Below are 12,140 nucleotides of genomic sequence, written 5' to 3'. Positions count from 1 at the left end.
TGAAAGACTTGACTTGGTGCTGATCCCTTCGTAGGTTCCGCGCCCTCGGCTCTGACTGCCTTCGTAGGCAATGAAAGGCCGCTGAAGATTAAAGAATCGCATGTGGTGCCGCTTTCCTCGCAGCGCGAATGGAATGCCAAGGCCACAGGCTGGAAAGAAGAGGGAATGGCTTTGGCTGTTTCCTTTTCTGAATGTGGGAAAGGCAGGCGGTTCAGCCGCATGTCGGTTTGAACGAATGTCATGACAGTATCCGTCAGGTGCTGTCTGCGAAAATAAGACGAGGATTGGGAAGGGCGCATGCCGACCATCAACCAGTTGATCGCGAACGGCCGTGAGCCGGCCGCAAAGCGGAACAAGGTCCCCGCGCTGCAGGGATGCCCGCAGAAGCGCGGCGTCTGCACACGCGTTTATACCGTTACGCCGAAAAAGCCGAACTCCGCTCTGCGTAAAGTCGCCAAGGTGCGTCTGACCAACGGGTATGAGGTTGTGAGCTATATTCCAGGTGAGGGGCACAACCTTCAGGAGCATAGTGTCGTGCTGATCCGCGGTGGGCGCGTAAAGGACCTTCCCGGTGTGCGTTATCACATCCTGCGCGGCGTGCTCGACACGCAGGGCATTGCAAAGCGTCGTCAGCGTCGTTCGCTGTATGGCGCGAAGCGTCCGAAGTAAGAGGTAGTTGGAATGAGTCGCCGTCACCGCGCTGTAAAGCGCGAGATCCTTCCCGATCCGAAGTTCGGAGACATCGTCATTACGCGTTTCATGAATGCGCTGATGTACGATGGAAAGAAATCCACCGCCGAGGGCATCGTCTATGGTGCGCTCGAGGTCCTGCGTCGCCGTGGTGGCGCTGCCGCTGATCCGGTAGCCATGTTCCACTCGGCACTGGACAACGTGAAGCCGGCTGTAGAAGTCCGTTCGCGTCGTGTGGGTGGTGCTACCTATCAGGTGCCTGTTGAAGTGCGAGCCGAGCGTCGGCAGGCTTTAGCAATCCGTTGGCTGATCGATGCGTCCCGCAAGCGTGGCGAGAACACGATGCAGGACCGTCTGTCCAACGAACTGATGGACGCAGTCAACAATCGCGGTTCTGCTGTCAAGAAGCGCGAAGACACGCACCGTATGGCTGAAGCCAATAAGGCATTCAGCCACTATCGCTGGTAATCAGAACCGGTTAAAGGGCTTTCGGCGGCATCCTGATTTGATCGGAATGCCAGCTGATAAAGAACTTTCAGTCTTACCCCTGTCTCCATTGAGGTAGGGTTTTGGAGAGAGACGATGGCAAAGGCTAAATTCGAGCGGAATAAGCCGCACTGCAACATCGGCACCATCGGTCACGTCGATCACGGCAAGACCTCGCTGACTGCTGCAATCACCAAGACGCTGGCCAAGACGGGCGGCGCAACGTACAGCGCGTACGACCAGATCGACAAGGCTCCGGAAGAGCGCGCCCGTGGTATCACCATTTCCACGGCTCACGTTGAGTATGAGACGGCCGACCGTCATTATGCTCACGTCGATTGCCCGGGTCATGCTGACTACGTGAAGAACATGATCACCGGTGCAGCGCAGATGGACGGCGCGATCTTGGTTGTGTCCGCTGCTGACGGTCCGATGCCGCAGACCCGCGAGCACATCCTGCTGGCCCGTCAGGTTGGCGTTCCGGCACTGGTCGTGTTCCTGAACAAGGTTGATCAGGTTGATGATCCGGAACTGCTCGAGCTGGTGGAAATGGAAGTTCGTGAACTTCTCTCTTCCTATCAGTTCCCGGGCGACGATATTCCCATCATCAAGGGTTCCGCTCTGGTTACCCTCGAGGACGGTGATCCGGCCATTGGCGAAGACCGCGTTCTGGAGCTGATGCAGGCTGTTGACACATACATCCCGCAGCCGGAGCGTCCGATCGATCGTCCGTTCCTGATGCCGATCGAAGACGTGTTCTCGATCTCTGGCCGTGGTACGGTGGTTACGGGTCGTGTCGAGCGTGGCGCAGTTAACGTCGGTGACGAAATCGAGATCGTTGGTCTCAAGGACACCGTCAAGACGACCGTTACGGGCGTTGAGATGTTCCGCAAGCTGCTTGATCGCGGTGAAGCTGGTGACAACATCGGTGCGCTGCTGCGTGGCACGAAGCGTGAAGATGTTGAGCGTGGTCAGGTTCTGGCCAAGCCCGGTTCCATCACGCCGCACAAGAAGTTCAAGGCTGAAGCCTATATCCTGACAAAGGAAGAAGGCGGGCGTCATACACCGTTCTTCACCAACTACCGTCCGCAGTTCTACTTCCGTACGACTGACGTTACGGGCGTGGTTCACCTGCCGGAAGGTACGGAAATGGTGATGCCAGGTGATAACGTTGCCATGGATGTCGAGCTGATTGCTCCGATTGCCATGGATGAAGGTCTGCGTTTCGCTATTCGCGAAGGTGGCCGTACGGTGGGTGCAGGCGTGGTCGCTTCGATCAGCGCCTAATTCCTGCGGGGCCGTTGGATTGGAAGCCCCGGTCGGATTTCTTCCGGCCGGGGTTCTCTTTCACATGCAATGGCAGTAGGAGAGACCCGAATTTTCGAGTTGGACGAATAAGACTATGGACAACCAGAACATCCGCATTCGCCTCAAGGCGTACGATCACCGCGTGCTGGACAATAGCACCAAGGAGATTGTAAACACGGCGAAGCGTACGGGTGCGCGGGTTCGGGGTCCGATCCCGCTGCCGACGCATATCGAACGGTTCACAGTGAACCGTTCCCCACACGTGGATAAGAAAAGCCGCGAGCAGTTCGAAATTCGGACTCACCGCCGGCTGCTCGACATTGTCGAGCCGACCCCGCAGACCGTGGACGCCCTCATGAAGCTCGACCTCGCCGCTGGCGTTGACGTCGAGATCAAACTCTAAGGTCCAGACGATGCGTACCGGATTGATTGCAAAAAAGCTGGGAATGTCCCGGCTGTTCAAGGAAGATGGCACTCATGTGCCTGTGACGGTTCTGCATCTCGACGATGTCGAGGTTGTAGACGCCCGTACCAACGAGCGCGACGGCTATACAGCAGTGCAGCTCGGTCTTGGAAAGGCCAAGGTGAAAAATGTCACCAAGGCTAATCGCGGGCATTTCGCCCGTGCCAAGGTTGAGCCGAAAAAGCGCCTCGTGGAGTTCCGCGTTGCGGATGATGCTCTGCTTGAGGCTGGCACAAAGCTGTCCGCCAGCCACTTTCTGGTCGGGCAGAAAGTTGATGTCACGGGACAGAGTAAGGGTAAGGGTTTTGCGGGTGTTATGAAGCGTCATAACTTCGCTGGCCTTGAAGCGACCCACGGCGTCTCCATCAGCCACCGTTCCCATGGTTCGACAGGCCAGCGCCAAGATCCTGGCAAGGTCTTCAAGGGTAAGAAAATGGCTGGTCATATGGGTGATGAGCGTGTGACAACGCTGAACCTCGAAGTGGCTGCCATAGATGAAGAGCGCAACCTGATCATGATCAGGGGAGCGGTTCCGGGTGCGAAAAACAGCGTTGTGCTGATTCGCGATGCAATCAAAAAGGCACGCCATGCCGATGCGCCGTATCCGGCTGCAACTGTGGCGGCCGCCGGTTGAGGACGAGGGGCATGGAATACGATATCAAGACCCTCGATAACGGTAGCGCAGGCACTGTCGCGCTTCCGGAAGAGATTTTCGCGGTTTCTCCGCGTGCGGACCTCATGGCCCGCGTTGTTCACTGGCAGCTCGCAAAGCGTCGTGCCGGTACGCATCGCACCAAGGGGATGGGCGAGATTTCCGGCACGACCAAGAAGCCCTATCGCCAGAAAGGCACGGGATCTGCACGGCAGGGCTCGCTTCGTGCTCCGCAGTTTCGGACGGGTGGCGTAGTTCATGGTCCGGTTGTCCGTGATCACGGCTACGACCTTCCCAAGAAGGTGCGCCGTCTTGGCCTGATTTCTGCTCTTTCCCAGAAAGCGACGGAAGGCAAACTGATCGTTCTTGAAACGGCCAGTGGCGTTACCAAGACACGCGAAGCGGCAGCAAAGCTCAAGGCTCTGGGCTGGTCTTCTGCCCTGATCGTTGATGGTGCCGTTGACGAGCAGTTTGCCCGTGCGGTGGCGAACCTGCCGAAGATCGACGTTCTGCCGACCATTGGTGCGAACGTTTATGACATCCTCAACCATGACGTGCTGGTTATTACCCGCGCTGGTCTTGAGGGCATCAAGGAGCGTCTGGCATGACCACGAGTATCGTCATGAACGCACGTAAGGTTGCCGCCAACCTGTCGCAGGAAGCTCTGTACGATGTGGTTCGCGCCCCTCTGATCACTGAAAAGGCTACGCTTCTGTCCGAGCGTAACCAAGTCGTGTTCAAGGTTGCGCCGACTGCAACGAAGCCGCAGATCAAGGCAGCCGTCGAGAAACTCTTCAACGTCAAGGTGACGGGCGTAAATACGCTTGTCCAGAAGGGTAAGGTCAAGCGCGTCAAGGGACGCCCTGGCCGTCGCTCGGACATCAAGAAGGCGTATGTGCAGCTTGCTGAAGGTCAGTCCATTGACCTTACGGCAAAGCTGGGCTGACGCGGGGTAAACTACCATGGCACTGAAGCACTTTAATCCCACGACGCCGAGCACACGCGGCACCGTGCTGATTGATCGTAACGAGCTCTGGAAGGGCAAGCCGGTCAAGCAGCTGACGGAAGGTAAGAACAAGTCCGGTGGTCGTAATAACCACGGCCGCACGACTGTTCGTTTCCGTGGCGGCGGGCACAAGCAGTCCTATCGTTATGTCGATTTTAAGCGTCGCAAGTTTGATGTTGGCGCTACGGTCGAGCGTCTGGAATACGATCCTAACCGTACGGCTTTCATCGCGCTCATCAAGTATGATGATGGCGAGCTGGCCTATATCCTGGCACCGCAGCGTATCAAGGCTGGCGATCGTGTAATCTCTGGCGCGCACACCGACGTCAAGCCCGGCAATGCCATGCCTCTGGGTGCGATGCCTGTCGGTACAATCGTGCATAACATTGAGCTGAAGCAGGGCGCTGGTGGTAAGCTTGCCCGTTCCGCTGGGACCTATGCACAGCTGGTCGGCAAGGACGCCGGGTATGCCCAGATCAAGCTGCAGTCCGGTGAACTGCGTCTTGTTCGCGGTGAATGCATGGCGACTGTCGGTGCAGTGTCCAATCCGGACAACATGAACCAGCATATGGGCAAAGCCGGGCGCAGCCGCTGGCTGGGGCGTCGTCCGCATAACCGTGGCGTTGTCATGAACCCAGTTGACCATCCGCATGGTGGTGGTGAAGGGCGGACCTCTGGTGGCCGTCATCCGGTAACGCCTTGGGGTGTGCCGACAAAGGGTTACAAGACACGCGTTAACAAGAAGACGGATAGCCTGATTATCCGTCGTCGTAAGTCCGGCAAGTAAGAGGGGGCAAACAGAGATGGCACGTTCCGTCTGGAAGGGCCCGTTCGTTGACGGGTATCTGTTCGGTAAGGCTGAAGCGGCTCGCGCTTCGGGGCGTAATGAAGTGATCAAGATCTGGTCGCGTCGTTCCACCATTCTTCCGCAGTTCGTCGGGCTTACGTTCGGCGTTTATAATGGTCACAAGTTCCTGCCGGTGCAGGTAACGGAGAACATGGTTGGTCATAAGTTCGGCGAATTCTCGCCGACACGGACCTATACCGGTCATGGCTCTGACAAGAAGTCGAAGCGGGGCTGAAAATGAGCAAGCCGAAGCATATCCGCACGCTCGCTGATACGGAAGCGCAGGCGATTACGCGCAACATCCGTGTCAGCCCTCGCAAGCTGAACCTGGTTGCGGCCATGATCCGCAACCAGCCGGCTGACAAGGCGATCGCCGCTCTGACGTTCTCGCGCCGCCGTATCGCGCAGCAGGTCAAGAAGACGCTGGAAAGCGCCGTAGCCAATGCTGAGAACAATCATCAGCTTGATGTCGATCAGCTGGTGGTCAAAACTGCCGAGGTCGGCAAGTCCATTGTCATGAAGCGTTTCCATGCTCGTGGCCGTGGTCGTTCTGCCCGGGTGGAAAAGTTCTTCAGCCACCTGAAGATTGTTGTAGCCGAACGTGCGGAAGCACCTGAAGAGACGACGTCTCGCGGAACCAACAAAGAGCAGAAGGCAGCCTGAACTATGGGACATAAGGTCAATCCAATCGGGCTTCGGCTCGGTGTCAACCGTACCTGGGATAGTCGCTGGTACGCTGGACAGGACTATGCACGCCTTCTGCATGAAGATTTGAAGCTTCGTGCTTTCCTGCGTCGCAAGCTGTCTGGGGCAGGCGTATCCCGTGTAGTGATCGAGCGTCCGGCCAAGAAGCCGCGCGTAACGATCTACGCGGCTCGTCCCGGCGTTGTGATCGGCAAAAAAGGTCAGGATATTGACGCTCTGCGCAAGGAACTGAGCCGTATGGCCAAGACCGACGTCGCGCTGAACATCGTCGAGATCCGCAAGCCGGAAATCGACGCTACGCTAGTTGCTGAGAATATTGCCCAGCAGCTTGAGCGTCGCGTTGCGTTCCGTCGTGCCATGAAGCGTGCAATTCAGTCAGCAATGCGCCTTGGTGCACAGGGTATCCGCATTACCTGCAGCGGTCGTCTGGGTGGAGCTGAAATCGCTCGTGCCGAGAAGTATCGTGAAGGTCGTGTGCCTCTGCATACGCTGCGTGCCGATATTGATTATGGCACAGCAACGGCCAAGACGACTTATGGAACCTGCGGCGTGAAGGTCTGGATCTTCAAGGGTGAGATCCTGGCACATGACCCCTTGGCACAGGACCGTCGTGCCGCGGAGCAGGCTCCACAACGTTGAACTGCAGGCGTAAGCCTGCAGTTCCCTTGCTGGTGCTGATTGAGGATTTAACAACATGCTTTCCCCAAAGCGGACAAAGTTTCGTAAGGCCCATAAAGGCCGTATTCATGGCCTTGCCAAGGGCGGCACACAACTGAACTTCGGTGCGTACGGCCTGAAGGCTCTGGAGCCAGAGCGCATCACGGCGCGTCAGATCGAAGCGTCCCGTCGTGCGATCACGCGTGCGATGAAGCGTGCCGGTCGTGTGTGGATTCGTATTTTTCCGGATACTCCGGTCTCGACAAAGCCCGCAGAAGTGCGTATGGGCTCCGGTAAGGGATCGCCCGAATACTGGGCGGCCCGTGTCAAGCCAGGTCGTATCCTGTTTGAGATCGAAGGTGTTCCGCCTGAGGTCGCTCGTCTGGCTCTGAGCCTGGGAGCTGCAAAGCTCCCAATCAAGACCAAGTTCGTTCAGCGTATCGGAGACGCATAATGGCCGACACGTACAAGCCTGCCGATCTGCGGGCTAAGAGCGAGGACGAGCGCAAGGCTCTTCTTCTCGATCTGAAGCGTGAGCAGATCAACCAGCGTTTTTCGGCTGCCACAGGGCAGTCGGAGAACACCAGCCGTGTCAAGACGGTACGTCGCGCTATTGCACGTATCAAGACGCTGGCACATCAATCGAAGAACCGTGCGGGCGCCCAAACGTCCGCCGCCAAGTCCTGAGAGGAGACGGACGATGCCAAGGCGCGTCCTGACAGGGCGGGTCACGAGCGACAAGATGGACAAGACGGTTACCGTTCTTGTCGATCGTCGCGTCATGCACCCGCTCTATAAGAAGTTTATCCGCCGCTCCAAGAAATATGCGGCTCATGATGAAGCCAATACTTGCCAGATCGGTGATGTGGTTCGCATTGAAGAGTGTGCGCCCATTTCCAAGCGCAAGACCTGGGCTGTCATCGCGCGCAACGGAGAGGAACTGGTTGCTGCTTCCTCTTCTGCAACCGCGTAAGGGGGAAGACACATGATTCATCCCGAGACCAACCTGGACGTCGCCGATAATTCCGGTGCGCGTCGGGTGCAGTGCATCAAGGTGCTGGGTGGTTCCAAGCGGAAAACTGCCTCGGTCGGCGACGTCATTGTCGTGTCTGTCAAGGAAGCCATCCCCCGCGGCAAGGTCAAGAAAGGTGACGTGCATCAGGCCGTTATCGTTCGGACCTCCTATCCTGTGCGCCGTGCTGACGGATCTGCCATCCGCTTCGACAAGAATGCGGCTGTCCTGATCAATAAGCAGCAGGAGCCGATTGGTACACGTATCTTTGGCCCCGTTGTTCGTGAGCTGCGTGCCCGCAAGTTCATGAAGATCATCTCGCTGGCGCCGGAGGTGCTGTAATGGCTGCTCGTATTAAAAAAGGCGATCAGGTTCTGGTTCTTTCCGGCAAGTCGCGTGGCGTTCGTGGGGAGGTTCTCTCCGTGTCGCCGGCTGCTGAAAAGGCTGTTGTCCGTGGCGTAGCTATTGCCAAGCGTCATACGAAGCCCAACCGTACTGGAAGTGAGGGAGGCATTATTGAACGTGAAATGCCCATCCATCTTTCCAACCTGAAGCTGGTTGATCCGAAAAGTGGCAAGCCGACCCGCGTTGGTTTCCGCATTCTGGAAGGCGGTCGCAAGGTTCGTGTTGCCAAGGCAACCGGCGAAGTGATCGAAGGCTGAGGAGCGCATCAATGAGCGAAACAAAAAACGCTTTGCCGCGTCTGCAGCAGCGCTATGAAGACACTCTGAAGCAGCAGCTTCGTGAGCAGTTCGATTACAAGAATCCGCTTCAGATTCCAAAGCTCGAGAAAATTGTCCTGAACATGGGCGTTGGCGAAGCTGCGGGGGATCAGAAAAAGCTTGATGCCGCAGTTGCGGAAATGGCTGTCATTTCGGGTCAGAAGCCTGTCAAGACGCTTGCTCGCAAAGCTATTGCAGGCTTCAAGATCCGTGAAGGTCTGCCGATCGGCTGCAAGGTCACTCTTCGTCGTACGCGGATGTATGAATTTCTTGATCGCCTGGTAACCATTGCCATGCCGCGTATCAGAGATTTCCGTGGTCTTCCGGCAAACAAGGGCTTCGATGGTCATGGTAACTTTGCCATGGGCCTCAAGGAGCAGATTGTTTTCCCGGAAATCGAATATGACAAGATTGATGCCGTTCGTGGCATGGATATCATTTTCGTGACCTCTGCGGAAACTGATGCTGAAGCGAAAGCTCTGCTGAAGGCTTTTGATCTGCCGTTCAACGGCTGATTGCTATTTTTCAGACCGATCGCGATTAAAAATAGGGATTCGGCCTTCCATCGGGAGGCCGCTTTCCTTTATAGACACGCTGATTGGAAAACCGTCGGGATTGGCCTGACAGGTTCCGGGAGAAAATTCGAGATGGCGAAGATCTCAGCGGTAAACCGTAATAACCATCGCGCAGCTCTTGTGAAGCGCGATAAGGAAAAGCGGACCGCTCTTAAAAACATCATCAAGGATCGCTCTCTGTCGGTCGAAGACCGTTTTGATGCGACTCTTAAACTGGCCCAGATGCCGCGTAACGGATCTCCGACGCGTGTTCGTCTGCGCTGCAAGCTTTCCGGTCGTCCCCGCGCCAACTATCGCAAGTTTGAGCTGAGCCGTATTGCTCTGCGGGATCTTGCCTCCGCCGGCCAGATCCCTGGCATGGTCAAGTCGAGCTGGTAAGGGATAGAACGAATGTCTTTGTCTGATCCGCTGGGTGATATGCTGACCCGGATCCGCAATGCGCAGCGTGCTCGTCATGCTGTTTGTGTTGCGCCAGCTTCCAAGCTGCGTGCGAATGTGCTGGAAGCGCTGAAGCGTGAAGGTTATATCCGTGGTTTTTCTACCGAAGAACTGCGTAAGGGTATTGCTCAGCTTCGCATCGAACTGAAGTACGTTGAAGGCCAGCCGGTCATCAAGGAAATCCATCGTGTTTCCAAACCGGGCCGTCGCGTTTACTCGAAGATCAAGGAACTTCCGCGCGTGTATGCGGGCCTTGGTGTGTCGATCCTGTCCACCCCGCGTGGCGTCCTTTCGGACGTCGAGGCTCGCGCTGCCAACGTTGGTGGCGAGGTCCTCTGCCGCGTCTTCTAAGGAGGGTCGCATGTCTCGCATAGGTAAATATCCTGTCGAAGTTCCGGCTGGCGTAAAGGTCTCTCTGGCGGATGGTGTTTTCACTGCCAAGGGAAGCCGCGGTGAGCTGAGCGTGTCGCTGTCCCGGCATGTCGAAGTCAAGATTGATGGCAATCACGTTGCGGTGGCTCCTCTCGGACGTCGTTCCCGTGATAACTGGACAATGTGGGGCACCACACGTGCGGTGATCGCCAACGTGGTCAAGGGTGTTTCCGAAGGGTTCACCAAAGGGCTGGAGATCCAGGGAACGGGTTTTCGTGCTGCTGTTCAGGGCTCCAACCTGGTCATGAACCTCGGTTTCTCTCATGATGTCGTTTATCCGATTCCGGAAGGCATCAAGATCACGACGCCACGTCCAACTGCGATTGTTGTTGAGGGTAATGACAAGCAGCGTGTTGGGCAGGTTGCTCTTGATATCCGCAGCTTCCGCAAGCCTGAGCCTTACAAGGGCAAGGGCGTCCGTTACGAGACCGAAGTTCTGCGTCGTAAGGAAGGTAAGAAGAAGTAATGGCATCGCAGCAAGGATTGCAGGAACGTCGCCGTCAGCGGCTGCGCTTCCAGCTTCGTCGCAAGAGCGGCGGCCGGCCGCGTTTGTCGGTCTTCCGTTCCAGCAAGCACATTCATGCCCAGATCATCGACGATGCCCAGGGCCGCACACTTGCCAGCGCATCCACGCTGGAGAAGACGGTTCGGGAAAATGGCAAGACCGGCGCCGATGTCGCAGCAGCATCTGCTATTGGCAAGCTGATCGCAGAGCGTGGCGTGGCGGCTGGCGTCAAGACCGTCGTATTCGACCGTGGCGCTTATCTGTATCATGGCCGGGTCAAGGCCCTGGCAGAGGCTGCCCGCGAGGGCGGGCTCTCGTTCTAAGGAGGATCACACATGGCACGTGAGCCAAGAGAAGGCGGCCGTGGTGGTCGTGAGCGCGAGCAGGGCGATGATCTGGTCGACAAGCTCGTAACCATTAACCGTGTTGCCAAGGTTGTTAAGGGTGGTCGCCGCTTTGCGTTTGCTGCCCTGGTGGTAGTCGGTGATCAGAAGGGACGCGTCGGTTATGGTGCCGGCAAGGCCCGGGAAGTCCCGGAAGCCATTCGCAAGGCAACCGAGCGCGCCAAGCGCACCATGATTCGTGTTCCCATGAAAGAAGGGCGTACCCTTCATCATGATACGTTCGGTCATTATGGTGCGGGTAAAGTGGTGGTTCGGGCGGCTGAAGCCGGTACGGGTATCATTGCGGGTGGTCCCATGCGTGCAGTGTTCGAAAGCTTGGGCGTTAATGATGTCGTGGCCAAGAGCCTCGGTACGCGTAATCCGCATAACATGATCAAGGCGACTTTTGCCGCTCTGGAAAAGGCTAGCAGCCCCCGTCACGTCGCGTCGCGTCGTGGCAAGAAGGCAGCGGATCTTTTCGGTAAGCGCGAGCAGGCCGCTACGGAAGCGGAGACTGCAAATGGCTGAGAATGGTAAAACCGTTCAGGTAACGCAGGTCGCTTCGGTCATCGGTCGCAAGCCTGGGCAGGCTGAGACCATTACCGGGCTGGGGCTGCGTGGAATTGGATCGACCCGAACGCTGGAAGATACGCCAGCTGTTCGTGGCATGATTCGTAAGGTTGCCCACCTCATCAAGGTGGAGGGTTGATATGAACCTCAACGAACTGCGCGACAACGAAGGTTCTCGTTATCGCAAAAAGCGTCTTGGACGCGGTATCGGTTCCGGTAAGGGAAAGACCTCCGGTCGTGGCGTCAAAGGGCAGAAAGCCCGTGAAGGCGTTTCCCTCAATGGTTTCGAGGGTGGTCAGCTTCCGCTGTATCGCCGTATGCCTAAGCGTGGCTTTGTGAACATCTTCCGCAAGGAATATGCTTCGGTCAATCTGGGGGCAGTATCCAAGGCCATTGAAAGCGGTAAGCTGGATAAAGCTTCTGCCGTGACGGAAGAAAGTCTGCGCAAAGCGGGCGTCATCAATGGCCGTAAGGTCGCAGGTGTGCGCCTACTGGCAAAAGGTGAGCTTTCTCATGGTCTGACCTTCGAGGTCGCTGGTGCCTCCGCAGCTGCTATTGCAGCTGTTGAAAAAGCTGGCGGAACGGTGAAGGTACTGGCCGCAAAGAAGGAAACCCAGGCTGAAGCCTGATTCTTCCTCTCCCAACTTTGTTTGGGGTATGGTTAGATAGTGAACAGCGTCCCGTGCTTT

At 56.9% G+C, this 12,140-nt stretch carries 24 protein-coding genes; all 24 read left to right on the top strand.

Features of this window, described 5'->3' with window-relative positions:
- The first annotated feature begins 297 nt into the window (after positions 1–297).
- Complete coding sequence (rpsL, locus tag GMO_RS10685) at positions 298–669, top strand: 30S ribosomal protein S12 (RefSeq protein ID WP_010502158.1); 372 nt, start codon at positions 298–300, stop codon at positions 667–669.
- Positions 670–681: 12 nt separating this feature from the next.
- Positions 682–1,158: a 30S ribosomal protein S7 gene (rpsG, locus tag GMO_RS10680; RefSeq protein WP_008852410.1), complete on the top strand. Its 477-nt coding sequence runs from the start codon at positions 682–684 to the stop codon at positions 1,156–1,158.
- A 114-nt stretch (positions 1,159–1,272) separates the two neighbouring features.
- A complete protein-coding gene (gene tuf, locus GMO_RS10675) occupies positions 1,273–2,463 on the top strand; it encodes an elongation factor Tu (protein WP_008852409.1) in 1,191 nt (396 codons plus the stop codon).
- A 115-nt stretch (positions 2,464–2,578) separates the two neighbouring features.
- Complete coding sequence (rpsJ, locus tag GMO_RS10670) at positions 2,579–2,887, top strand: 30S ribosomal protein S10 (RefSeq protein ID WP_007282720.1); 309 nt, start codon at positions 2,579–2,581, stop codon at positions 2,885–2,887.
- A 10-nt stretch (positions 2,888–2,897) separates the two neighbouring features.
- The gene (gene rplC / locus GMO_RS10665; RefSeq protein ID WP_008852407.1) at positions 2,898–3,581 is read left to right on the top strand and encodes a 50S ribosomal protein L3; all 684 of its coding nucleotides are present in this window, start codon (positions 2,898–2,900) and stop codon (positions 3,579–3,581) included.
- Between the two features lie 11 nt (positions 3,582–3,592).
- The gene (gene rplD / locus GMO_RS10660) at positions 3,593–4,207 is read left to right on the top strand and encodes a 50S ribosomal protein L4 (protein ID WP_008852406.1); all 615 of its coding nucleotides are present in this window, start codon (positions 3,593–3,595) and stop codon (positions 4,205–4,207) included.
- Between the two features lie 41 nt (positions 4,208–4,248).
- Positions 4,249–4,545: a 50S ribosomal protein L23 gene (locus GMO_RS10655; RefSeq protein ID WP_175282619.1), complete on the top strand. Its 297-nt coding sequence runs from the start codon at positions 4,249–4,251 to the stop codon at positions 4,543–4,545.
- Positions 4,546–4,561: 16 nt separating this feature from the next.
- Entirely contained in the window at positions 4,562–5,392 is an 831-nt protein-coding gene (rplB, locus tag GMO_RS10650) for a 50S ribosomal protein L2 (RefSeq protein ID WP_040509289.1), read from the top strand.
- A 16-nt stretch (positions 5,393–5,408) separates the two neighbouring features.
- Positions 5,409–5,687: a 30S ribosomal protein S19 gene (gene rpsS, locus GMO_RS10645; protein ID WP_007282725.1), complete on the top strand. Its 279-nt coding sequence runs from the start codon at positions 5,409–5,411 to the stop codon at positions 5,685–5,687.
- A 2-nt stretch (positions 5,688–5,689) separates the two neighbouring features.
- A complete protein-coding gene (gene rplV, locus GMO_RS10640) occupies positions 5,690–6,115 on the top strand; it encodes a 50S ribosomal protein L22 (RefSeq protein ID WP_008852403.1) in 426 nt (141 codons plus the stop codon).
- A gap of 3 nt (positions 6,116–6,118) precedes the next feature.
- Positions 6,119–6,796, top strand: a complete 678-nt coding sequence (gene rpsC, locus GMO_RS10635) for a 30S ribosomal protein S3 (RefSeq protein ID WP_040509280.1) — start codon at positions 6,119–6,121, stop codon at positions 6,794–6,796.
- A gap of 55 nt (positions 6,797–6,851) precedes the next feature.
- Complete coding sequence (rplP, locus tag GMO_RS10630) at positions 6,852–7,268, top strand: 50S ribosomal protein L16 (protein WP_008852401.1); 417 nt, start codon at positions 6,852–6,854, stop codon at positions 7,266–7,268.
- The gene (gene rpmC, locus GMO_RS10625; RefSeq protein WP_008852400.1) at positions 7,268–7,501 is read left to right on the top strand and encodes a 50S ribosomal protein L29; all 234 of its coding nucleotides are present in this window, start codon (positions 7,268–7,270) and stop codon (positions 7,499–7,501) included. Before rplP ends, rpmC begins: the two co-directional genes overlap by 1 nt.
- A 13-nt stretch (positions 7,502–7,514) precedes the next feature.
- Positions 7,515–7,787 (top strand): 30S ribosomal protein S17, encoded by a 273-nt coding sequence (gene rpsQ / locus GMO_RS10620; RefSeq protein ID WP_008852399.1) that lies wholly within the window; start codon positions 7,515–7,517, stop codon positions 7,785–7,787.
- Positions 7,788–7,799: 12 nt separating this feature from the next.
- Positions 7,800–8,168: a 50S ribosomal protein L14 gene (gene rplN / locus GMO_RS10615; RefSeq protein ID WP_008852398.1), complete on the top strand. Its 369-nt coding sequence runs from the start codon at positions 7,800–7,802 to the stop codon at positions 8,166–8,168.
- On the top strand, positions 8,168–8,488 hold the full coding sequence (rplX, locus tag GMO_RS10610) for a 50S ribosomal protein L24 (protein ID WP_008852397.1): 321 nt from the start codon (positions 8,168–8,170) through the stop codon (positions 8,486–8,488). Before rplN ends, rplX begins: the two co-directional genes overlap by 1 nt.
- Positions 8,489–8,499: 11 nt before the next feature.
- A complete protein-coding gene (gene rplE, locus GMO_RS10605; protein ID WP_008852396.1) occupies positions 8,500–9,063 on the top strand; it encodes a 50S ribosomal protein L5 in 564 nt (187 codons plus the stop codon).
- A 132-nt stretch (positions 9,064–9,195) separates the two neighbouring features.
- Positions 9,196–9,501, top strand: a complete 306-nt coding sequence (gene rpsN, locus GMO_RS10600) for a 30S ribosomal protein S14 (protein ID WP_040509274.1) — start codon at positions 9,196–9,198, stop codon at positions 9,499–9,501.
- 12 nt (positions 9,502–9,513) lie between these two features.
- Positions 9,514–9,912, top strand: coding sequence for a 30S ribosomal protein S8 (rpsH, locus tag GMO_RS10595; RefSeq protein WP_008852394.1), 399 nt, complete (start codon positions 9,514–9,516; stop codon positions 9,910–9,912).
- Between the two features lie 10 nt (positions 9,913–9,922).
- Positions 9,923–10,459 (top strand): 50S ribosomal protein L6, encoded by a 537-nt coding sequence (gene rplF / locus GMO_RS10590; RefSeq protein WP_008852393.1) that lies wholly within the window; start codon positions 9,923–9,925, stop codon positions 10,457–10,459.
- Positions 10,459–10,821 carry a 50S ribosomal protein L18 gene (rplR, locus tag GMO_RS10585; RefSeq protein WP_008852392.1) on the top strand — a complete coding sequence of 121 codons (363 nt, stop codon included), beginning with the start codon at positions 10,459–10,461 and terminating at the stop codon, positions 10,819–10,821. Before rplF ends, rplR begins: the two co-directional genes overlap by 1 nt.
- Before the next feature lie 12 nt (positions 10,822–10,833).
- Entirely contained in the window at positions 10,834–11,409 is a 576-nt protein-coding gene (gene rpsE / locus GMO_RS10580; protein ID WP_008852391.1) for a 30S ribosomal protein S5, read from the top strand.
- Positions 11,402–11,590: a 50S ribosomal protein L30 gene (rpmD, locus tag GMO_RS10575; RefSeq protein WP_008852390.1), complete on the top strand. Its 189-nt coding sequence runs from the start codon at positions 11,402–11,404 to the stop codon at positions 11,588–11,590. The genes rpsE and rpmD overlap by 8 nt, the downstream gene beginning before the upstream one ends.
- A gap of 1 nt (position 11,591) precedes the next feature.
- Positions 11,592–12,080, top strand: a complete 489-nt coding sequence (gene rplO / locus GMO_RS10570; protein ID WP_008852389.1) for a 50S ribosomal protein L15 — start codon at positions 11,592–11,594, stop codon at positions 12,078–12,080.
- Positions 12,081–12,140 lie beyond the last annotated feature (60 nt).

The sequence above is a fragment of the Gluconobacter morbifer G707 genome (genome assembly GCF_000234355.1).
GTDB classification, from domain to species: Bacteria; Pseudomonadota; Alphaproteobacteria; order Acetobacterales; family Acetobacteraceae; genus Gluconobacter; species Gluconobacter morbifer.
This window is presented reverse-complemented; position numbering and strand designations above follow the sequence as displayed.

Excerpts from the sequence above, each read along its gene's own strand:
- rpsL (WP_010502158.1), top strand. The coding sequence starts at position 298 with ATGCCGACCATCAACCAGTTGATCGCGAACGGCCGTGAGCCGGCCGCA.
- rpsG (WP_008852410.1), top strand. The coding sequence starts at position 682 with ATGAGTCGCCGTCACCGCGCTGTAAAGCGCGAGATCCTTCCCGATCCG.
- tuf (WP_008852409.1), top strand. The coding sequence starts at position 1,273 with ATGGCAAAGGCTAAATTCGAGCGGAATAAGCCGCACTGCAACATCGGC.
- rpsJ (WP_007282720.1), top strand. The coding sequence starts at position 2,579 with ATGGACAACCAGAACATCCGCATTCGCCTCAAGGCGTACGATCACCGC.
- rplC (WP_008852407.1), top strand. The coding sequence starts at position 2,898 with ATGCGTACCGGATTGATTGCAAAAAAGCTGGGAATGTCCCGGCTGTTC.
- rplD (WP_008852406.1), top strand. The coding sequence starts at position 3,593 with ATGGAATACGATATCAAGACCCTCGATAACGGTAGCGCAGGCACTGTC.
- rplB (WP_040509289.1), top strand. The coding sequence starts at position 4,562 with ATGGCACTGAAGCACTTTAATCCCACGACGCCGAGCACACGCGGCACC.
- rpsS (WP_007282725.1), top strand. The coding sequence starts at position 5,409 with ATGGCACGTTCCGTCTGGAAGGGCCCGTTCGTTGACGGGTATCTGTTC.
- rplV (WP_008852403.1), top strand. The coding sequence starts at position 5,690 with ATGAGCAAGCCGAAGCATATCCGCACGCTCGCTGATACGGAAGCGCAG.
- rpsC (WP_040509280.1), top strand. The coding sequence starts at position 6,119 with ATGGGACATAAGGTCAATCCAATCGGGCTTCGGCTCGGTGTCAACCGT.
- rplP (WP_008852401.1), top strand. The coding sequence starts at position 6,852 with ATGCTTTCCCCAAAGCGGACAAAGTTTCGTAAGGCCCATAAAGGCCGT.
- rpmC (WP_008852400.1), top strand. The coding sequence starts at position 7,268 with ATGGCCGACACGTACAAGCCTGCCGATCTGCGGGCTAAGAGCGAGGAC.
- rpsQ (WP_008852399.1), top strand. The coding sequence starts at position 7,515 with ATGCCAAGGCGCGTCCTGACAGGGCGGGTCACGAGCGACAAGATGGAC.
- rplN (WP_008852398.1), top strand. The coding sequence starts at position 7,800 with ATGATTCATCCCGAGACCAACCTGGACGTCGCCGATAATTCCGGTGCG.
- rplX (WP_008852397.1), top strand. The coding sequence starts at position 8,168 with ATGGCTGCTCGTATTAAAAAAGGCGATCAGGTTCTGGTTCTTTCCGGC.
- rplE (WP_008852396.1), top strand. The coding sequence starts at position 8,500 with ATGAGCGAAACAAAAAACGCTTTGCCGCGTCTGCAGCAGCGCTATGAA.
- rpsN (WP_040509274.1), top strand. The coding sequence starts at position 9,196 with ATGGCGAAGATCTCAGCGGTAAACCGTAATAACCATCGCGCAGCTCTT.
- rpsH (WP_008852394.1), top strand. The coding sequence starts at position 9,514 with ATGTCTTTGTCTGATCCGCTGGGTGATATGCTGACCCGGATCCGCAAT.
- rplF (WP_008852393.1), top strand. The coding sequence starts at position 9,923 with ATGTCTCGCATAGGTAAATATCCTGTCGAAGTTCCGGCTGGCGTAAAG.
- rplR (WP_008852392.1), top strand. The coding sequence starts at position 10,459 with ATGGCATCGCAGCAAGGATTGCAGGAACGTCGCCGTCAGCGGCTGCGC.
- rpsE (WP_008852391.1), top strand. The coding sequence starts at position 10,834 with ATGGCACGTGAGCCAAGAGAAGGCGGCCGTGGTGGTCGTGAGCGCGAG.
- rpmD (WP_008852390.1), top strand. The coding sequence starts at position 11,402 with ATGGCTGAGAATGGTAAAACCGTTCAGGTAACGCAGGTCGCTTCGGTC.
- rplO (WP_008852389.1), top strand. The coding sequence starts at position 11,592 with ATGAACCTCAACGAACTGCGCGACAACGAAGGTTCTCGTTATCGCAAA.